The organism is Parafilimonas sp. (assembly GCF_051953455.1).
In the GTDB taxonomy this organism is placed as follows: Bacteria; Bacteroidota; Bacteroidia; order Chitinophagales; family Chitinophagaceae; genus Parafilimonas.
Genome location: NZ_JBQCIT010000018.1, coordinates 34627 through 54917, shown reverse-complemented (window position 1 = coordinate 54917; position 20291 = coordinate 34627). Strand labels below are relative to the sequence as shown.

Below are 20291 nucleotides of genomic sequence, written 5' to 3'. Positions count from 1 at the left end.
AAATTTCTTTAGGAAAGGAAATTCTAACGGGCAAACCTGCAAGGTTAAAACTGATAATTTAATATTATTGCAGCATGAAAATAGCATTGATAGGTTACGGTAAAATGGGCAAGGCCATTGAAGAAATAGCAAAAGAAAATGGCGATGAAATTGTTTTAAAAATTTCATCATCCAATCAAAACGAGTTTACTGCAGATAATTTAAAACAGGCTGATGCAGCCATTGAATTTACCAATCCACACAGCGCTGTTGAAAACATAAAGAAATGCCTTGATGCCAACATACCAGTTGTGTGCGGTACTACAGGCTGGCTGAAAGATTTACCTGAAATAAAAAGCTATATAGAACAAAAAACCGGAACCTTTTTATTCGCCAGCAATTTTAGTGTTGGTGTTAACCTGTTCTTTGCATTGAATGAATACCTGGCTTCGTTAATGAGCAGCCATAAAGAATATCAGGTAAGCATTGAAGAAGTGCATCACACACAAAAAAAAGATGCGCCAAGTGGTACGGCTATTACGCTGGCCGGGCAGTTACTTGAAAAGATTAAAACCAAAAAAAGCTGGGTGAACGATAAAACCAATAACGAAAGTGAACTGGAAATTATCAGCAAACGCATTGATGATGTGCCAGGTATTCACACCATAAAATACAATTCGCCCATTGATTATATTGAAATAACGCATTCTGCTTATAACCGTAAAGGTTTTGCAGGCGGCGCCTTGCTTGCTGCAAAATTTATTGCAGGCAAAAAAGGTATATTCACCATGAAGGATGTATTGGGGTTGTAATTAAAATCCAAGATTTAAACCTGCTTTTACAGTAAACCACGATGCCCAGCCTTTAGGGTTTTCTTCGTGAATATTATCCCACATTACAGCGGCATCAAACAAACCGAATTTTACACCTGCGCCAATGTCAGCGGCAAAGCGGGTTCCGTCATTTGCGAGATAACGGCTGTTGGTAAAACCAACGCCTGCATCGCCTTGCACAAAAAGAAAATGCATGGTAAGCGGAAGGTATTGCCTTATGCCCACTTTAACCGGCACATAAGTAAGATAACCATATTGATTGCCATCATCAGCAAAAAAACGGGTAGTGCCAATCATAGCATTGAACATGGTTTTGCCACGCCCGATTAAAATACCAGCTTCAACTCCGGCGCCGCCGGTATATAAATCTTTGCTGCTTTTATCAAGCGGGGAAGCATATAATACATGCCCGTAAATATTGAGATGCGGCCTTTGTGCAGAGGATTTAAAATGAAAAAAGAATATGCTGAAAAAAAGCAGGGCGATTTTTACAGGTTTCATCTGTTTAGTTTTTATTTTTTAATCAGATGTAACGCCAAAAAAAATTTCCTATGTGCCAAAAATTTTACATGGGCGTTTCATACGATATTGGTTGCGCTAAATTACTTCGATAATTTTTAACAACTGAATTTTGATATTTGTTTTTTTAGAAGAGGTCATGACAAAACATTAATTCATCAATAATATGATAGTAAGTATTATAGGGTCCGGCAATGTTGCCACAGTATTAAGTAAAATTTTTAAAGAAAATAATCATTTAATAAATGAAGTGGCCGGACGTAATATGGATGCTGTAAATAATCTTGCATCCTCATTAAATGCGAAGCCTTGTTTCAGCCTGGAAAATATTAATAAAGAGAGCGACTTGTTTGTTATTGCGGTAAAAGATGAGGCTGTAGCTGAAGTAAGCGCGCAACTAAGTGCGGCGCAAAAAATAGTCGTGCATACATGCGGCAGCGTTTCTGTGAATGTGTTGAAAAATACTTCAGAAAATTATGGTGTATTATATCCTTTGCAATCTTTACGAAAGGAATTAAACTACGAACCTGAAATCCCTTTTTTAATTGACGGGAATAATGAGCACACAAAAAATGCTATTCAAGTCTTTGCTTCATCTTTTGCGAAAACAGTAATACAGGCAGATGATGAAGTGCGGTTGCGCCATCATCTTTCGGCAATCATTTCTTCCAACTTTACCAATCATTTATTTGCGCTTACAAAGGGTTATTGTGATAAAAATAACATCGGTTTTCAACTGCTGCTTCCCTTAATTGAAGAAACAGTAAAACGTTTGCATTATTATGATCCTGCTGCTATGCAAACAGGCCCGGCTGCACGCGGCGATAATGCCACTATTCAAAAGCATCTTGCCTTGCTTGAAGTATATCCTGCATTAAAAAATATTTATGCAATGATGAGTGAAAGTATTCAACGCAACAGGCTTTAATTATTCCAGGTATTGGCTATTTACTTTTGATGCGCACAATTTTTTTTACAAATTATTTTTAGCGCTTTTAGATTTATAAAACGGTGCCTATTTGTGATTATACAAAAATTATACAATAACAACTACCTGTTTGGATGAACTATCTGGCCCTGTGGCCTTGTATTGTTTGATTGATAATAAGGATATGGGTAATTATTGGTTTCAATACCAAAGCTGCCGGAAATGGAAAAGGTTTTTGCATCGTTTACATACATCAATCCTACTTCAGCTCTTGAATATAATCCAAGGTTATGTTGATTGAATGAATATTTGTTTTGTATGCCTTTGATGTTGCTGTTAAAAAATGCCTGGTGAAAATTAATATACGCCGGTGCAGCATTTACGCCTGCAAAGGCAAATAAATTATCATTTAACCTGCGGTTTAATTGTATGCCAACCGGCGCAGCAATAACAGTTGCATTTCCACCTTTGAAAAAACTAAAGCTTGTTGAAATGCCACTGTATTTTGTGAAAAACCATTTTTTATTATTAAAGCCACTGTCGTTAATATTAATTGTACGGTTGAACAATGGCCGTTGCATAAAATTATTAGAACTGAATACCGGCACCTGCGCCATTGATGCAGTTGAGAAAACTATTGCAGCCAATAACAGAATTAAACGCATATATACAATATTAAGCCATGTAAAAATAAGTTATTTGCAATAGCCGTATAATAATAAAAACACAAGCTTTTCTTTTTTACAATATTTTCTCAAACAGAATTTGCTGCTTAGTTAGCCGCATCGCATTTTTGATTATGCGATTTTTCCTTTTTTCCTGCGTACTTATCATTTTAATTACTGCATGTAATAAACCTCAGTCTTTTGAATACCGTGGCATGCAAAATTTAAAGGTTGACAGCATTGGGCTTGTCAATAGTAAGATAAGCCTTGAGCTTGTTTACTTCAATCCGAACAATTTTGGCGTTGAGCTGCGCAATGTGAACTGTGATATTTATATCAATCATAATTACATGGGAAGATATATCCTGGATACGCTCATGCATATAGCCAAACGCAGCGAATTTATTATTCCATCATCCATGAATGTTGATATGAAAAATGTTTTTAAAAATGCCTTGGGCACTTTTCTTTCAAGAGAAGCGCTGGTTGAAATAAAAGGTTCAACAAGGGTTGGTAAAAGTGGCATTTTTATTACCGTTCCGTTTACATATACGGCTATGGAAAAGTTCAGCATGTTTTAATTAATAATTCATGTTGCTATACTGCTGCTTTTTATCTGTATAAAACATGCTGTGTGTTAGGATACTTTTTTCCTGATACATTAAGTGTATCATGCATTCAACTCTTTTGAATCAGTACAGTGCAGGATAGTTATACATTTTACAATTTATAGTTTCGTTTTATCAAATTACAAAAATGGAAGAAGGTATCTGTTTTTGAGAATAAGGTTGTCTTGTCTGTCTGCGAATACTTTAACTGGTGCTTATTCTAAGCCTGTTAACCGGGCTGGGATTATGTTGCCATAACAAACCAATTTTCAAATATTTTTTAAACATTAAATCATGATTGCTGCTATGCACTTTTTTTATTTTAAAAGACTGCTTCGTCGCATATTGCCTGGTGTTGTTACACTAATGGCTCTGATGGCAACGATACCATGTTTTGCACAACAAAGATCAATCAGTGGTAAATTAACGGATGCATCCACCGGGCAACCTGTTCCTAATGCTTCTATAACTATAAAAGGAAGCACGCATGGCACAGTAAGTGATGTGCAGGGTAATTTTAGTTTACAGGTTAATAATGCAGATTCTCTTATTATCTCTTCTCTTGGTTATTTACCTCAAACAATTGCTGTGGGTAATCAGAATGCTATTAATCTTCAGTTAGCACTCAACAATAACCAGCTGGACCAGGTAATAGTAGTTGGTTATGGTACGCAAAGAAAGAAAGATGTAACCGGCGCTGTGCAAACGGTTGATATGGGAAAGCTGCAGGACCTTCCTGTATCGCAGATTGCGCAAAAACTGCAGGGCAAGCTTGCAGGTGTGCAGATCAACCAGAATACAGGCCAGCCGGGTAAAGGCATGTCTGTAAGAATACGGGGACAGTTATCTGTTTCTGCAGGCAGTGAGCCTTTGTATGTGGTAGATGGTTTTCCTATTGTAGGTAATATAGGTTCACTTAACCCTGATGAAATAGAAAGTATCTCCATTTTAAAAGATGCGGCCTCTACTTCTTTGTATGGCTCCCGCGCTGCCAATGGTGTTGTGCTTATTACAACAAAATCGGCAAAGATGGGGCAAACAAGCATTAATGTTAATGCTTATGTGGGTATGCAGGAAGTGCCAAAACATGGCCGCATAAAAATGATGGATGCTGTGGAGTTTGCACAATTTAAAAAAGAATACTATGAAGATGAAGGCCAGCCGGTACCCGAAGAATTTCAAAACCCTTCTATCTACCAGGGTAAGAACAACGACTGGTATGGAGCTTTGCTTCAAAAGGCGCCTATCCAAAGTTATAATGTTACCATCGCTACCAGGAATGATAAACTGAATGCGGCCGTAGTAGCTGGTGTGTTTAACCAGGAAGGCGTTGTGCTGAATACAAAATATCAGCGCTATTCTTTAAGAATGAATTTGGATTATAACATTTCCAGGAAGGTTAAAATAGGGTTTGATCTTGCCCCATCTTATATTTATGATAACCAGCCGCAAACAGATGGAGACCGCGGAACCGGGCTGCTTTTTGATGCCTTGCATACATGGCCGGTTATGCCTATCTATGATGAAAACGGCGAGCTAACAAAATATAATCAATTCCCGGCAAGCACAGGTAATATTTATGCATATCCAAACTGGGTGCGTGCATCCACTGAAATTACGGATGAAACAAGATTTATCAACCTGCTCAGTAATGCATACGCGCAGTATGAACCCATAAAAGGACTGGTATTAAAGTCAAGCATGAACGTTCAGTATATCGGAACCAAATACTTCTACTTTAATCCGTCAACTGCAACGTATGCTATTAATGTACCCATTCCCACAACAGCAGTATCAAGAAGGTTTAGTCAGGATGAAGTTACCTGGCTGAATGAAAATTTAGCCACTTATACAAGGGATATTCATGATCATCATTTTGAATTGCTCGCAGGGTTTACCAATCAAGAATATAATTACAGTACAACTGTTATCCGGGCTGATACTTACCCCGACGACAGGATTAATACCATTCAAAGCGCTGTAAATATTTCGAGAGGCGGTAGTACTTATAATGACCTGCAGGATTGGACATTATCTTCATTTCTTTCAAGGTTAACATATAACTATAGAGGCAAATACCTGTTTACCGCTGCCATACGCAGTGATGGTTCTTCCCGTTTTGGTGCCAACAACCGCTGGGGTACATTTCCTTCTGTATCTGCCGGCTGGATTATGTCTGATGAAAATTTCTTTAGCAGTATACGACCAATCTCTTTTGCAAAAATCCGCGCCAGCTATGGTGTAATCGGCAACAATAATATTGGTAATTATACACAGTATGCTTTGGTGAACAATACAGTTAATGCTGTTTTTAATGATAATGTGGCCACAGGCGCAGCAGTTACATCGCTTGCTAACAGTAATCTTGGATGGGAAACTACCAAAGCATATGATGCCGGTATTGACCTGGGCCTATTTCATGACAGGATACAGTTTACGTATGATTATTATTTAAAGCATACAGCCAATCTTTTGTATAGCGTGCAGGTACCGCAGGAATCAGGCTTTGGCAATTTCAATGATAATATAGGTGAGATAAAATTCTGGGGCCATGAGTTTTCTGTTACAACCAGAAATACCGTTGGTAAATTTCAATGGACTACCAATGCCAATATTTCTTTCAACAGGAATAAGGTACTGGAATTAGCTGATGGTATTGACCGCGTATATGGCTCATTTAATATAACTCAGGTTGGGCAGCCTTTTGGTGTGTTTTATGGTATGCAAAAGTTAGGGCATTATGAAAATCAGAAAGATCTTGAAAGCTCTCCTGTTATTCCGGGCCGCTCTACGGTTGGAAGCATTAAATTAAAAGACGTGAATGGTGACGGTGTGATCACTTATGGCGGCGACAAGGATGACCGCACTATCATTGGTTCGCCCTTCCCCAAATTTATTTATGGTATTACCAACACGATCAATTACCGCAATTTTGATTTCTCGGTTGTAGCATCAGGCTCTTATGGCAACCAGTTATATATGCGCCATTTGTATAGCCTTGCTAATCTTGATGGTGTATTCAATATGGTTGAAAGGGTAAAAGACCGCTGGCGTTCCGAAGAAAATCCGGGCGATGGATTTTTTGGAACTACAGTTGGTGGCGGTAATGTTACAGGCGTGGAAAGAGACTGGGCAAACAGTCAGTTCGTGGGCAATGCATCTTTCTTCACCATTAAAAATATTACGCTGGGATATACAGTTGGTTTTAAAAGTAAATCTATTAGATCGGCAAGGCTATATGCTTCTGTTCAGCAGGTGTATGTATTTACAAATTATTGGGGAGGTCCCAATCCTGAAACAAGTTTCACCAACGATAACTTAAGCCAGGGTATAGACTTGTCAAGTTTCCCTATCCCACGTACTTATACGTTAGGTGTTAATGTAAATTTCTAACAGCTTTTACAGAACAATCTTTTCAATTTTAATGCTTATCAAGATGAAAAATAAAATGTATATAATATTATTGCTCGGTACAGTAATAATGTTTGGCAGTTGTAAAAAATTCCTGGATATAGTACCTGAAACTTCATTAAGTTCGGCTACTTTTTTCAAAACAGAATCAGATTTTGCACAGGCTGTAAATGCTGCTTATGCGCCATTGCGCTCTATTGCAAACAATAACGCCTGGGTATTGGAAGAATTGCACTCTGATAACACTTACTATGCCCGCAACACTTTATTCGGTGCAGTAGATAATACAGAGAATGTGGCAGATTTTGCAGTGCCTACTTCAGATGGTATAACCACCAATACAAGAGTGCGTGATTTGTACCGCCAGGAATACCAGATAATTTCCCGTACAAACCAGATCCTTGCTTCAATAGATGAAGTTGATTTTGATGCCGCTTCCAAAAGTAACCTTAAGGGGCAGGCTTTATATTTAAGGGCTTACGCTTATTTTGAACTGGTACGTTTATTTGGTAAAGTGCCGCTTCATTTAACGCCGGTTACTAACAGGGAAGAAGCAGCCTTGCCCTTATCTTCCGTTGATTCTATTTACGATCAGATTAAAAAAGATGCCAGCGAAGCAGTAACACTGCTGCCCGTTAAATCCAAGCAGGAAGCAGGCCGGGCCACTTCAGGCGCTGCCGCAACTTTACTCGCAAATGTTTATATCGAGCTTAAAGACTGGGCTTCCGCAGAAGGCTTATTAAAAACGATTGTACAAAGTGGTGAGTATAAATTGATGGATGATTATAATGATGCATTTTCAAATTCATCTTCCAATAAAAATAATATTGAGTCAGTATTTGAAGTGCAGTTTAAAGAAGGCTCGGACGGATATAACGGAAACTTTATGTATGCATTTTTACCACGTCCTATGCTGGCAGAAGAAGTAGAAACTATTACGCATGTTTCTAACCCGCAGCCGCTTTCAGAAGAAGGTAATAATATTCCTACGCCGGATATTATTGCTGCCTACGAAGATGGCGATAAAAGAGAGGACGCTTCTATAGCGTACATAACACTGAGTACATCATTACGCGACAATAAAGTTTATCCTTACATAAAAAAATATGCAAAAACGCATGCGCTGCAGGGCAATACAGGAACTGACTGGCCGGTTTACCGTTATGCAGAAGTATTATTATTTTTAGCCGAAGCATTAAATGAAGGAAACAAGCCATCAGAAGCGGCAACTTACCTCAACATGGTGCGTGCCCGTGCCGGTTTAAAAGCAACAACAGCAGTATCACAATCCGATATGCGTGATGCTATATTCAATGAAAGAAGGGTTGAGCTGGCATTTGAAAATAAACGCTGGTTCGACCTGGTAAGAACAGGCCGGATGAAAGATGTAATAACAGCATACGGGCAAAGGGTTGTGGGCAACCCACTGGATTATTATTATCCTTCAGGTGCTAAACCACCAAGCAATGCATTTACTGTATTGGATACAGTTTATCCGTTGCCTGCTGAAGAAGCGGCCTTAACTCCTTATTTTTAAATTTTATCAATAGATAAAGCATAAATAAATAGTTTTAAAGCCGCTAACATATCATCTAACGATAATAGTTACCGGCTTTAAATTTTTTTTCATTGATGTAGAAATTTTATTACATGAACAAAAAGAACAATTTTTTCGTACGACTTTTTCCCGCAGTTTTTGGATTAATTTTTTTGGCAACAACGGGCTGTAACCAAACAGAATCGCACCAGGAAAGTTCAGATCCCAAATTAGCCAAGTTGAAAATTCCCGAAGGCTTTCATGCAGAGCGCCTGTATAATCCTTCAGATAATAATGAAGGTTCTTGGGTGGCTATGACATTTGATGACAAAGGGCGCATTATTGCCTGTGATCAATACGGCTATCTCTATCGCATTACAGTGCCGCCTGTTGGTGCAGATACTAATACTCATAAAATGAAGGTTGACAGGCTGGAAATTAATGTGCCGGGCGATACTTCTCATGCCCGCATAAAAATGGGGTTGGCGCATGGCCTGTTATGGGCATACAACAGCTTGTATGTGGTGGTAAATGATGAAGGGCAAAAGGACAGCGTTACAAGACCAAGTGGTTTATATCGCCTGCAGGATACCAACGGCGATGATGAGTTTGACAAGATTTCTATGATGAAGCGGTTATACGGTAATGGCGAACATGGCCCGCATAGTATAATCTTATCACCTGATAAAAAATCTTTGTATGTAATAGCAGGCAACTTTACCGATCTGCCTGAAATGGATAACTACTATCTTCCCAAAACCTGGAAGAATGATAACTTATTACCTCTTTTGCTTGATCCAAACGGGTTTGGTAACGACCGCCAGCCGCCTGGTGGCTGGATTGCCAAAACAGATTCAGTAGGGTCGCGCTGGGAGCTTTTCAGTTCCGGCTTCCGCAATCCTTTTGATATAGCTTTTAATGAAGACGGTGAATTGTTCACCTATGATTCCGATATGGAATGGGATATGGGGCTTCCCTGGTACAGGCCCACACGTATTTGCCATGTAACCAGCGGTTCTGAATTTGGCTACCGCGAAAACAATGGTAAATGGTCGCCGGCCTATCCTGATAATGTTCCCGCTGTTTTGAATATTGGCCCCGGTTCGCCCACCAATGTTATGAGCGGGATGAATACGCGTTTCCCCGAAAAATACCGCAGGGGATTATTTGCTTTCGACTGGAGCTATGGCATTATTTATCATATAGCCCTGGAGCCCGAAGGTTCAACTTATAAAGGAAAGGCCGAAGAGTTTATTTCAGGCTCTCCGTTGCCGCTCACCGATGGTGAGATTGGCCCGGATGGCGCGCTCTATTTTCTTACCGGCGGCCGCAGGATAAACTCTGATGTTTACCGTGTTTATTATGGTAAAAATGATTTAAAAACAGAACCTTTAAAAGTTGACGAATCTTCTGATGCTGCCAAGGCTCGGGAAACAAGAAGAAAGCTTGAAGCTTTCCAGGAAAAAACAGATGCTTCAACGCTTGATGTGGCCTGGCCTTATCTTAACAACAGTGATCGCGGTATTCGCTACGCTGCACGTATTGCGGTTGAACATGTACCTGTTCAGCAATGGCAGGCAAAAGCTTTGGCTGAGAAAGACCCGGTTGCCTTAACACAGGCTATGGTTGCCCTGGCACGCACCGGTGATAAAAGCGCAGAAACGCAAATGCTGGATGCAATGCTGACAGTTGATTACGCCCGCTTAAACACCAATCAGCAAATAGACCTGCTGCGTGCTTTTGAGTTAACACTTTCAAGAATGGGCGATCCTGGCGCTGCATATAAAGAAAAGATCATTGCTTACCTTGATCCGAAATATCCGGCATCAGACAATATTCTTAATCAGCAGCTCTGTAAAGTGCTTGCTAATGTGGATGATCCGCAGATCGTTTCTAAAACAATGACTTTGATAGCTAATTCTGTAGATGATACAACAGCAACAGCTACCGCTTCTTCAGACCTTATTCTCCGCAATCCTCAATATGGAATGGATGTAGCCAATATGCTGGCTAAAAGGCCGCCGGCCCAACAAATTTACCTGGCAACGGTTTTAAGCAAGGTAAAGAACGGCTGGACGCCGGAACTGAGAGAGAAATATTTCACGCTGTTTTATGGTTTCTTTGAAAAGAAAGGTGGCAACAGTTATATAGGATATATTGATGAAGCCCGCAAGAACGGCCTGGCAAATGCTCCTAAAAATGAACTGGCACATTTTAATGCGATTTCAGGTGATTCTTTACTGGCCAATAATGGCAGGAGCGTAGTACCGCCGGGTGGCGGCCCCAAAGGCCCGGGCCGCAGGTGGCAATTAGACGAAGCATTGGAAGTTGTGCAGAGCGATTCTACAGGCGCACGGGATTTTAACCGTGGCAAAACGATGTTTGCTGCTTCCTTGTGCGGGGCTTGTCATAGCATTCGCGGCAATGGCGGATCTATCGGCCCTGACTTAACGCAACTGGGCACGCGCTTTTCCAACAAAGACATCCTGGAAGCCATTATTGATCCAAACAAGACAGTATCTGATCAATATGCAGCTACCAATCTTATTTTAAAAGATGGCAGCACCATATTGGGCAGGCTTGTTCGCCAGGATGACAATAATTACTACGTTTCTCAAAATCCTTTTGCGCCGCAGCAAATAAGGGAAGTGCCTAAAAAAGATGTGTTGAGAACACAACTATCTGATCAGTCTATCATGTTAGGGGGATTGATTAATAATTTGAACCCGGATGAATTGAAAGACCTGATGGCCTACCTCAAGTCTGGTGGCGATGAGAATAATCCTGTGTTCAAGAAAAAATAAAAGATTTAATAATCAGTGGTGAATAGTGGGTGGTGGGCAATACAACGTTTTTGCTTCTGCCACTCACAACTCATCATTCACTACTCACTATAAAAGCATTCTGTTTAAAGTGATGCAGGAAGGATGGAAAAATAAAATATCCAATATTTCGCAGATTGGTGGTATAGAAACATCCGTGCTTGATAACGGCGCAGGCAAAGGAACAAGAATTGCCTGGATTAATACCGGCAGTGGCTTACGTTATAAAGTGGTGCTTGACCGTGCCATGGATATTGCGGACACCTTTTTTAACTGCCATTGCCTTTCCTGGATAAACGAAACCGGCATAATGCAGCCTCAACCTTTTTCTGATAAAGGCGCTGACTGGCTGCGCACTTTTGGCGGTGGTTTATTTGTTACCTGCGGCCTTTCGCATATCGGCGGCCCGGAATCAGATGAAAATGGTGAAAGAGGGGCGCATGGACGCATCAGTAATACACCTGCAGAAATCATATCTATCCTGCAACCTGATCCTTTTCAGAATGAAATGGAAATGAGCATTACAGGACGCATACGGGAAACATCCATTTTTGGTCCGCGGCTTGAATTGAAACGTACTATTTCAAGCCGCCTGGGCCAGCCTGTTATCCGCATAAAAGATGAAGTTACCAATAACGGTAATCAAAGCGTGCCGCACATGCTTCTATATCACTTCAATTTTGGTTGGCCACTGGCTGATGAAGGCGTCGATATTTTATGGAATGGAAAATGGCAGGCGCGTGATGAAAACAGCAAGCTCATCTTCAATGAAAAAAATAATTTTCGTAAATGCCCGCCGGTAATGCAGGAGCATAATGGCGCAGGAGAAGCTGCTGCATTTATTGATTGCACAGCCGTTGAAGGATGGTGCGCCTGCGGTTTATATAATGCTGGTTTAGGATTTGCGGCGGCATTGCGTTTTCAAAAAGAACAATTGCCCTGGCTTACCAACTGGCAGCATTGGGGTGAAAGGGAATATGTTACCGGCTTAGAGCCTGGTACCAATAAGGTTGCAGGTCAAAAGAAGGCAAGGGAAGAAGGCACATTAATTATGCTTCAGCCCGGTGAAACAAAACACTACGAACTGGAGTTTGAAGTTTTGCATACAACGGAAAAAATTGAAAATTTTTTAAAAGAATTGGAAGCCGTTTGAATTATTTAGTTAAGGTAGATTATGAATAACGGTCAGGACGCTTTAGCCAGCCACTTAATTCATTTTTACGGTTTGAAAAGCCTCAGGCAGGTAGATGACGGTGATATTTTATTATTAACTTAAACAATAATTCTTTACATCAATAACATTATTAAGTTAGCGCTCTAATTATAAAAATTAAAACGATTCTAAAATTCAGCCATGGAAAAAGCAAATTTATTTCAGCAAGCATTGGATCAGGGAAAAGGGATATTAAGACTGGCGCCTAACTGGGTGCCGAGATCGTTTTGCGTACCCGGCAGGAGAATAAAACTTCATCCCGACGATTATTATGTTTTGGGTGGCGTAAGAGGAGGCATTGATGAACGCTGGTTTTCTTCCACTACGCCTGCAAAGAACGGCCCTTTAACGGGTGAACATGAAGGATTAAGTTTTATTGTTTTTAAGAATGGCGATAAAGAAGAATTGCTGTTATTAAAAGAGGCGGTTGATGAATTAAAAGGTGCGCTTATTGGCAACCGCATCTGGAACGAATATCAAAGCTGGCCCATGTATTCTAAATTCTTTGATAACATGGGGCCTTTACCGCATCATATTCATCATAACGATGAAAAGGCTGCATTAATAGGGCAGAAGGGCAAGCCGGAAGCGTATTATTTTCCTCCGCAGGTTAACAATCACGGCGGCGATTTCCCTTACACATTTTTTGGAATTGCTCCCGGTACCACCAAAGAGCAAATAAAAGAATGCCTGCAAAATTTTTCAAAAGGCGATAATAAGATCACCAATTATTCGCAGGCTTTCCGCCTGGAACCGGGAACAGGCTGGGATGTTCCGCCGGGCATGCTGCATGCGCCGGGAAGCATGTGCACGTATGAGCCTCAAAAAGCATCCGATGTATTTGCTATGTACCAGTCGCTGGTAAACGAAGCCATTATTCCGGAAGAGCTATTGTGGCAGGGCGTACCGGAAAAAGATAAAGGCAATTATGATGCTTTGATGGATATAATTGACTGGGATTTAAATACCAATCCCAATATTCTTGAAACAAGATTTATGGCGCCGAAGCCGGTAAAAGGAGTGGAAGAAATGGAAGCAGAAGGCTATAGTGAAAAATGGGTGTGCTACCGTTCAGATGCTTTCAGTGCAAAAGAATTAACGGTGTTGCCGGGTGCAACCGTAACCATTAAAGATAGTGCCGCTTATGGTTTAATTATGATGCAGGGACATGGCACCATGGGTGTGTGGAATATAGAAACACCGGCACTCATACGTTACGGACAATTAACCAACGATGAATTTTTTGTGAGCGAAGCCGCCGCACAAGAAGGCGTGAAGATTGTAAACCAGTCTTCAACCGATCCGATTGTTATGCTTAAACATTTCGGGCCGGGCAATCCGGATCTAAAAATTTAAAATAGTTCTTACCGGTCTGACGCTTTAATTCAGGATAATAAATAGAATGGCTTAAAAGCGTCTGACCAATAATAAACCTGAGTTGTCAGCGGCGAGTGAGTTTTAGTTAACGCAATCTTTACACACAACTGGCTACTCACCACTCACTTAAAATACACTACATTATTCACTTAAAAATACTAACGATGCAGGAAAATAATTACCCCAAGTTGCACAATGCCACCTGGCCTGGCGTTGTAGGAAAAGGCGATGGATCAGAACCAATAATTCCTTTTGATACTTTATTAAAATTTACGGCCGATGCCGAAGTTGACGGCGTTAAGTTCGATGGCATTGATATTGGCTTATTTGATGTGCATTTTGGTATCAACCAAAGCGATGACGATATTAAAAAACTGGCCGATAAAGTAGCTTCTTATGGTTTAAAAATTGGAAGCCTTGTGGCGCCAATATGGCCGCCGGATGGTGGTTCTGCCATGGGCAGCGCTGATGAAAGAAAACGTTTTGTTGAACAGGTGCGCAAGTCCTGTCATGTAGGTAAAGTGCTGCGGGATATTGGCATCCGTCCTTATGGCGTGGTACGTATTGACTCGGCTGTAAATCCTGATTCCTGGTTAAAAGACCCGGTAAATAATACAGCGCTTATTGCACAAACTTTTCGTGAAGCCTGCGATGTGGCCGCCGATTATGGTGAGAAATTAGCTGCTGAAGGCGAAATATGCTGGGGCGGCATGCATAGCTGGAAAAAAATGGTTGATACGCTGGAACAGGTTGATCGCCCGAATATCGGTTTCCAGGCAGATATGTCACATACCTTTTTGTATCTTTTAGGATACAATGCGCCTGAAGACCGCATACTTCCCGAAGACTTTAACTGGGACGATAAAGCAGCGATTGAAGCTGGTTTGAAAAAATTAACCGACGCTTTACGTCCATGGACGATTGATTTTCACGTTGCCCAAAATGATGGCACTGTACATGGCACAGGCTCACATGATAAAACCGGGAAACATTGTTTGCCCAATGATCCCAACGGTAAATTGGATATTGCAAAATATGCCGGTTACTGGTTGCGCGATGATGCAGGAAACCTTACCAAAGCTTTCAAGCATATTTGCTGGGATGGCTGTATGTTCCCTAATGAAAAAATGATGCAGCAGCAAACCTGGAATGATATACTGGCAGCTATGGTATCTGTACAAAAAGCACATGGATGGCGTGAATAGTTTTTAAAGAAAGAATATTCAGCCAGATGAACAAAAATCGCTTCATTTCAGTTGTGAAAATAGCTGCCGTTGTTGCCATAGGTTTGTTTTTATTGACTGGCTTTACGGCACACAACAGCAACATAAAAAGTGATGATGGTTTTGTATCCATATTCAATGGCAAAACATTAAATGGCTGGGATGGCGATTCCGTTTACTGGAAAGTTGAAAATGGTTGTATAACAGGCGAAGTTACTCCATCAACTATTTTAAAGCGGAACACATTTCTAATATGGCGCGGCGGCATAACTAAGAACTTTGAATTAAAAGTAGATTACCGCATCACCAAAGGTGGTAACAGCGGTATTAATTACCGCAGTGCAGCAGTGGCTGGCCTGGCTTACGCTTTAAGAGGTTATCAGGAAGATATAGATGGCGCTAATCAATATACCGGTCAAAACTATGAAGAGCGCGGCCGGTGCATTATTGCTTTCAGAGGTCAGAAAGCAACCTTACCTGTTGTTAACAAACCTATCTCTTCTTTGGCCGTGAACAATATCTGGACAGCTTCGCAAACATCATCTTTGGGCAATAAAGATTCGCTCACCCGGTATATTCATGATGGATGGAATGAATGCCATATCATAGCCAAAGGAAATCATCTCCGGCATTATATAAATGGGGTATTAATGAGTGAAGTAATCGATAATGATACGGCTAACCGTTCCTTCAGCGGGTTGTTGGGCGTACAGGTGCACGTAGGCCCGCCGATGAAAGTGGAGTATAAAAATTTTATGATAAAACTGTTATCTGAATAGAAAATTATTGATCACTATAAACTGATTTCTTGACATTTTAATCTTAATAAAATATGGCAGAAAAAAAAGAATTACGTATTGGTTTAATTGGCTGCGGCTTTATGGGCCGCACCCATTCCAATGCTTACAACCGCATCCGTAACTTTTTTCCTGAACTGGCTTATGTGCCGGTTTTAAAAGCAGCGTGCGCCCGCAATGAAGACAAAGTAAAGGCCTTTGCTGCACAATGGAATTACGAATCGTATGAAACCGATTGGAAAAAACTTATTGAACGGGATGATATTGATGCGGTAGATATATGCACGCCAAACGATACACATGCCGAAATAGCCATTGCCGCAGCGAAGGCAGGCAAAATGGTGCTTACCGAAAAGCCGCTTGCCCGAAACGTAGAGGAAGCCCGCAGAATGGTTGAAGCCGTTGAGAAAGCAAAGGTAGCCAATACGGTATGGTATAATTACCGCCGTATTCCGGCAGTTAGCCTGGCCAAACAAATTATAGATTCAGGGAAGCTCGGAAAGATATTTCATTACCGTGCTAATTTCCTGCAGGATTGGACCATTAGCGCCGATTTGCCGCAGGGTGGTGAAGGCCTGTGGCGCATGGATGCGAATGTAGCCGGCTCAGGCGTTACAGGTGATTTGCTGGCGCATTGTATTGATACCGCAATATGGCTTAACGGCAGTATTAAAGATGTGAATGCTGTTACAGAAACCTTCGTAAAAGAACGCATGCACCAGCTTACGGGCAAAGTGGAGAAAGTAGGTATTGATGATGCCTGTATTTTTCATTGCCATTTTACAAATGGTTCTTTGGGATTGTTTGAGTCCACCCGTTATGCACGCGGGCATAAAGCGCTTTACACATTTGAAATTAACGGAGAACATGCATCCATCAAATGGGATTTGCACGATTTGAACCGCCTCGAATATTTTGATCACTCAGACGAATCAACCGTTCGTGGCTGGCGTTCTGTTCATGTTACCGATGGCGATCAGCCCTATATGGACCACTGGTGGGTGCCCGGTCTTGGCATCGGCTATGAACATTCGTTTATACACCAGGCGGCAGATTTTCTTAAAAGTTTGGAAACAGGCGAACCTTGTTCTCCTACTTTCCGCGACGCGTTCGAAACGCAGCAGGTTTGTGAAGCGGTGCTTGAATCTGCAGCTTCGGGCAACTGGAAAGAGATTGGTGGGTAGTTGATTGGTTCATTAGGTTGATAAGTTGAAAGGGAGGAAAGGGAATTTGGAATTAGGAAAGCTTGTAAACAAGTGATCCCGTGAGCTTTTGAACTAATAAAAAATGCATTCATTGGTTGAAATAATACATAATATCTAAACAATAATTTTTATCATGATTAAAAAAATAAAACAGCTCGCAGGCCTTTTTGGTTTTGCGATTTTAACGGGGGCTTTTGTTTTTAGCAGTTGCAATTCTGCTGATGGCAATACAGCAACTACAGAACAAATTTCATCTGATTCCGCAGGTTTTGTAAGCATATTTGATGGCACCACTTTAAACGGCTGGGAGAGTGATACGGCTGTATGGCATGTGGAAGACGGAGCTATTGTAGGACAGGTAACGCCTGAATCCACACCTTTAAAAACTAACACGTTTTTAATATGGAAAGACGGCACGCCGGCAGATTTTGAACTTACGGCCGAATATGAAATTTCTGCTGAAGGCAACAGCGGTATTCAATACAGGAGTGAAAAAGTGGAAGGCGTTCCGTTTGGGTTAAGAGGTTATCAAATGGATATTGATGGCGCCAATACCTACACTGGTCAAAACTATGAAGAAAGGGCACGCTGTATTGTGGCTTTCCGTGGCCAGAAAGTAACGTTGCCGCCGGTAACCGATTCAATCAGTAAACTGGCAAAAAATAATGTATGGTCTGTTGCGGTAATCAACAATTCTTTGGGCAACCGCGATTCTTTAAAAGCTAAAATAAATGCTGGCTGGAATACCTGCCGCATTGTAGCCAAAGGCAATCATTTGCAGCATTATATTAATGATGTATTAATGTGCGATATTACTGACGATGATACTACCAACCGCAAAGCATCCGGGTTAATAGGGCTGCAAATGCATGCAGGGCACATTATGAAAGTGTCTTTTAAAAATATTAAGATTAAAGAAATAAAATAAGGAATGTAACAGGCCGGCAGCATTAATTATTGCTGTGGCCGGCTTTCCAGAATTCATCTGTAAAATCATCATTACAAACAGTGCCGGCTGCTGCCTGCAGCCGGCTACCTATCTCTTTTAATTGTTCCCCGGTTAATATATTTTCAAGATGGGGAAACAGTTCGCGTTCTTCATAGCGAACATGGTTATCAACCACGTCTGCAAGCGTTGCCAACTGCTGCGGCTGAACAATTGACGAGGCCATAATTGATTCAACCTGTTTATTTATATCAGCATGTTCATCCAATGCTTTTTGTACAGCCGCATCTTGTACCGGCGCAAATAAAATTGTTTCTTCTTCAACAAAATGCGGTTGCATATGAACCTGCCAGAAATATTGCACATAAGTTTTTATACGCTCCGTGTCAATATTCAGCTTTAAACCTGTTCTTATCTTCCAGCAAAACAATAAAGTGGCATGATGGTCTCTTGAAAGCTGAACAAGGTTTTCGTTTCTTTTAATAGGCATAACTAAACTATTTTATATTGATTATTTACATTGCATAATCATGTGCTGCTGCTGCTGGTTCATGATATCTTATTATGCGGTGTAATAGCTTTATATTATTAACTGTTTCAATTGCAGCGGGTTCCCAAACTTACAATATCTCTGAAGAATGGTAATTTAAATCGGTTGCATTAATCATTATCTATCATTATTTTCGCCTGCTAAAATTTTAAAAATGCTCTTGCTTGGTATAGATATCGGAACATCGTCGGTTAAAATTTCTGTGGTAGATGCGGCAACGCAGCAGGCCATTGTATCTGCGCAATATCCCGAAACGGAGGCGCCGATCATAAGCCTCCAAAATGGCTGGGCCGAACAAAACCCGGATTCATGGTGGGCCTATTTTCAGCAGGCTTTAATACAGGCGAATGTTTCCGGAAAATATGATCCGAAAGATATTGCGGCCATTGGCATTGGCTACCAGATGCACGGGCTTGTTGTAGTGAATGAAGCGCAGCTTCCTTTGCGCGACAGTATAATATGGTGCGATAGCCGGGCTGTGCCTTACGGCGAAAAAGCGTTTGAAAATATTGGCGAAGAAAAATGCTTAAGCTGCCTGTTGAATTCACCGGGCAATTTTACTGCCGCAAAACTGGCCTGGTTAAAAGAAAACGAACCTGAAATATTTAAGCAGGTATATAAAATAATGTTGCCCGGCGATTTTATTGCGATGCGCTTAACAGGCGATATTACCACCACACCCTCTGCGCTTTCCGAAGGTATATTCTGGGATTTTAAACATGAGGAAATATCAAAGGATGTAATGCAGTTTTTTGATTTTAATAATGATATCATCCCTGATCTTAAGGCTGTTTTCAGCACGCATGGTTTTTTAAAAGAAGACGTTGCAGATAAGCTTGGCTTAAAACATGGCATTCCTGTAAGTTATAAGGCCGGCGACCAGCTCAACAATGCGCTTTCATTGAATGTGATGGAACCCGGCGAAGTGGCAGCTACTGCAGGCACTTCGGGCGTTATTTATGCTGTTGCCGGAGACCTGGTGTATGATAAACAAAGCCGCGTAAACAGTTTTGCGCATCTTAATTATACAAAAGATAGTAAGCGGATCGGCGTGTTGCTTTGCATAAATGGCACCGGTATTATGAATAGCTGGATAAAGAAATTTATGGGCAATAATAAAACTTATGCTCAATTAAATGAAGAAGCTGCAGCCATTCCTGAAGGCAGCGAAGGCCTGCTGGTTTTTCCTTTTGGCAACGGCGCCGAGCGGATGCTTAATAATAAACTGCCCGGTTCTTCCATATTAAATATTGATTTGAATAAACATACACCGGCGCATGTTTACCGCGCCGCGCAGGAAGGCATTGCCTATGCATTCCGTTACGGGCTTGATATAATGCGTGAAAATAATATTGAACCGAAAGTAATACGCGCCGGTAAAGCCAATATGTTTTTAAGTGATGTGTTTGTAGATGCTTTTGTAAACATTACAAATGTGCCCGTTGAATTGTATAATAACGATGGCAGTGTGGGCGCTGCTTTAGGCGCAGGCATAGGCGCTAAAATATTTGAAAGCCCTAAAGATGCTTTTAGCAATATGAAATGTGTAAAGCTTGTTGAGCCCAACGGCAAAAAGCTTTACGGGAAAAGCTATGAAAAATGGAAGGCTGAACTTGTGAAGAATCCTGGATAAGATTTTCATCAGAAGGCTCGTGAAAGTTAGAATAGCACAGAGCAC

At 41.0% G+C, this 20291-nt stretch carries 16 protein-coding genes; 13 read left to right on the top strand and 3 right to left on the bottom strand.

The genetic code is table 11. The annotated features are described in order from the left end of the window. The first annotated feature begins 74 nt into the window (after positions 1 to 74). Positions 75 to 791, top strand: a complete 717-nt coding sequence (gene dapB / locus ACTHN6_RS07500; RefSeq protein ID WP_440435121.1) for a 4-hydroxy-tetrahydrodipicolinate reductase — start codon at positions 75 to 77, stop codon at positions 789 to 791. Here dapB and ACTHN6_RS07495 read toward each other — a convergent pair whose 3' ends face one another. After that, a complete protein-coding gene (locus tag ACTHN6_RS07495) occupies positions 792 to 1313 on the bottom strand; it encodes a hypothetical protein (RefSeq protein ID WP_440435120.1) in 522 nt (173 codons plus the stop codon). A 184-nt stretch (positions 1314 to 1497) separates the two neighbouring features. On the opposite strand from ACTHN6_RS07495, the gene ACTHN6_RS07490 reads away from it, so the two are divergent. Continuing rightward, positions 1498 to 2259: a Rossmann-like and DUF2520 domain-containing protein gene (locus tag ACTHN6_RS07490; protein ID WP_440435119.1), complete on the top strand. Its 762-nt coding sequence runs from the start codon at positions 1498 to 1500 to the stop codon at positions 2257 to 2259. A 122-nt stretch (positions 2260 to 2381) separates the two neighbouring features. Here ACTHN6_RS07490 and ACTHN6_RS07485 read toward each other — a convergent pair whose 3' ends face one another. Continuing rightward, positions 2382 to 2924 (bottom strand): hypothetical protein, encoded by a 543-nt coding sequence (locus tag ACTHN6_RS07485; RefSeq protein WP_440435118.1) that lies wholly within the window; start codon positions 2922 to 2924, stop codon positions 2382 to 2384. Positions 2925 to 3139: 215 nt separating this feature from the next. On the opposite strand from ACTHN6_RS07485, the gene ACTHN6_RS07480 reads away from it, so the two are divergent. From ACTHN6_RS07480 to ACTHN6_RS07435, 10 genes are all read left to right on the top strand, one after another. Next, entirely contained in the window at positions 3140 to 3505 is a 366-nt protein-coding gene (locus tag ACTHN6_RS07480; protein WP_440435117.1) for a hypothetical protein, read from the top strand. A 402-nt stretch (positions 3506 to 3907) separates the two neighbouring features. Continuing rightward, complete coding sequence (locus ACTHN6_RS07475) at positions 3908 to 6925, top strand: SusC/RagA family TonB-linked outer membrane protein (RefSeq protein ID WP_440435116.1); 3018 nt, start codon at positions 3908 to 3910, stop codon at positions 6923 to 6925. A 55-nt stretch (positions 6926 to 6980) separates the two neighbouring features. Continuing rightward, complete coding sequence (locus tag ACTHN6_RS07470; protein ID WP_440435115.1) at positions 6981 to 8480, top strand: RagB/SusD family nutrient uptake outer membrane protein; 1500 nt, start codon at positions 6981 to 6983, stop codon at positions 8478 to 8480. Positions 8481 to 8593: 113 nt separating this feature from the next. Beyond that, positions 8594 to 11284, top strand: coding sequence for a c-type cytochrome (locus ACTHN6_RS07465; RefSeq protein WP_440435114.1), 2691 nt, complete (start codon positions 8594 to 8596; stop codon positions 11282 to 11284). Between the two features lie 25 nt (positions 11285 to 11309). Beyond that, entirely contained in the window at positions 11310 to 12455 is a 1146-nt protein-coding gene (locus ACTHN6_RS07460; protein ID WP_440435113.1) for an aldose 1-epimerase family protein, read from the top strand. Positions 12456 to 12656: 201 nt separating this feature from the next. Continuing rightward, positions 12657 to 13871 carry a hypothetical protein gene (locus tag ACTHN6_RS07455; RefSeq protein WP_440435112.1) on the top strand — a complete coding sequence of 405 codons (1215 nt, stop codon included), beginning with the start codon at positions 12657 to 12659 and terminating at the stop codon, positions 13869 to 13871. A 185-nt stretch (positions 13872 to 14056) separates the two neighbouring features. Beyond that, positions 14057 to 15097 (top strand): sugar phosphate isomerase/epimerase family protein, encoded by a 1041-nt coding sequence (locus ACTHN6_RS07450; protein ID WP_440435111.1) that lies wholly within the window; start codon positions 14057 to 14059, stop codon positions 15095 to 15097. A gap of 26 nt (positions 15098 to 15123) precedes the next feature. Continuing rightward, a complete protein-coding gene (locus ACTHN6_RS07445; protein ID WP_440435110.1) occupies positions 15124 to 15894 on the top strand; it encodes a 3-keto-disaccharide hydrolase in 771 nt (256 codons plus the stop codon). 53 nt (positions 15895 to 15947) lie between these two features. Then, positions 15948 to 17096, top strand: a complete 1149-nt coding sequence (locus ACTHN6_RS07440) for a Gfo/Idh/MocA family protein (RefSeq protein WP_440435109.1) — start codon at positions 15948 to 15950, stop codon at positions 17094 to 17096. Between the two features lie 154 nt (positions 17097 to 17250). Continuing rightward, on the top strand, positions 17251 to 18045 hold the full coding sequence (locus ACTHN6_RS07435; protein ID WP_440435108.1) for a 3-keto-disaccharide hydrolase: 795 nt from the start codon (positions 17251 to 17253) through the stop codon (positions 18043 to 18045). Between the two features lie 22 nt (positions 18046 to 18067). Here the strand turns inward: ACTHN6_RS07435 and ACTHN6_RS07430 are convergent, their stop codons facing one another. Then, positions 18068 to 18553, bottom strand: a complete 486-nt coding sequence (locus ACTHN6_RS07430) for a hemerythrin domain-containing protein (protein ID WP_440435107.1) — start codon at positions 18551 to 18553, stop codon at positions 18068 to 18070. Between the two features lie 214 nt (positions 18554 to 18767). On the opposite strand from ACTHN6_RS07430, the gene ACTHN6_RS07425 reads away from it, so the two are divergent. After that, the gene (locus ACTHN6_RS07425) at positions 18768 to 20246 is read left to right on the top strand and encodes a xylulokinase (protein ID WP_440435106.1); all 1479 of its coding nucleotides are present in this window, start codon (positions 18768 to 18770) and stop codon (positions 20244 to 20246) included. Positions 20247 to 20291 lie beyond the last annotated feature (45 nt).

What these genes read in the sequence shown, in the direction of transcription:
- dapB (WP_440435121.1), top strand. Translation starts at nt 75, where the DNA reads ATGAAAATAGCATTGATAGGTTACGGTAAAATGGGCAAGGCCATTGAA.
- ACTHN6_RS07495 (WP_440435120.1), bottom strand. Translation starts at nt 1,313, where the DNA reads ATGAAACCTGTAAAAATCGCCCTGCTTTTTTTCAGCATATTCTTTTTT.
- ACTHN6_RS07490 (WP_440435119.1), top strand. Translation starts at nt 1,498, where the DNA reads ATGATAGTAAGTATTATAGGGTCCGGCAATGTTGCCACAGTATTAAGT.
- ACTHN6_RS07485 (WP_440435118.1), bottom strand. Translation starts at nt 2,924, where the DNA reads ATGCGTTTAATTCTGTTATTGGCTGCAATAGTTTTCTCAACTGCATCA.
- ACTHN6_RS07480 (WP_440435117.1), top strand. Translation starts at nt 3,140, where the DNA reads ATGCAAAATTTAAAGGTTGACAGCATTGGGCTTGTCAATAGTAAGATA.
- ACTHN6_RS07475 (WP_440435116.1), top strand. Translation starts at nt 3,908, where the DNA reads ATGGCAACGATACCATGTTTTGCACAACAAAGATCAATCAGTGGTAAA.
- ACTHN6_RS07470 (WP_440435115.1), top strand. Translation starts at nt 6,981, where the DNA reads ATGTATATAATATTATTGCTCGGTACAGTAATAATGTTTGGCAGTTGT.
- ACTHN6_RS07465 (WP_440435114.1), top strand. Translation starts at nt 8,594, where the DNA reads ATGAACAAAAAGAACAATTTTTTCGTACGACTTTTTCCCGCAGTTTTT.
- ACTHN6_RS07455 (WP_440435112.1), top strand. Translation starts at nt 12,657, where the DNA reads ATGGAAAAAGCAAATTTATTTCAGCAAGCATTGGATCAGGGAAAAGGG.
- ACTHN6_RS07450 (WP_440435111.1), top strand. Translation starts at nt 14,057, where the DNA reads ATGCAGGAAAATAATTACCCCAAGTTGCACAATGCCACCTGGCCTGGC.
- ACTHN6_RS07445 (WP_440435110.1), top strand. Translation starts at nt 15,124, where the DNA reads ATGAACAAAAATCGCTTCATTTCAGTTGTGAAAATAGCTGCCGTTGTT.
- ACTHN6_RS07440 (WP_440435109.1), top strand. Translation starts at nt 15,948, where the DNA reads ATGGCAGAAAAAAAAGAATTACGTATTGGTTTAATTGGCTGCGGCTTT.
- ACTHN6_RS07435 (WP_440435108.1), top strand. Translation starts at nt 17,251, where the DNA reads ATGATTAAAAAAATAAAACAGCTCGCAGGCCTTTTTGGTTTTGCGATT.
- ACTHN6_RS07430 (WP_440435107.1), bottom strand. Translation starts at nt 18,553, where the DNA reads ATGCCTATTAAAAGAAACGAAAACCTTGTTCAGCTTTCAAGAGACCAT.
- ACTHN6_RS07425 (WP_440435106.1), top strand. Translation starts at nt 18,768, where the DNA reads ATGCTCTTGCTTGGTATAGATATCGGAACATCGTCGGTTAAAATTTCT.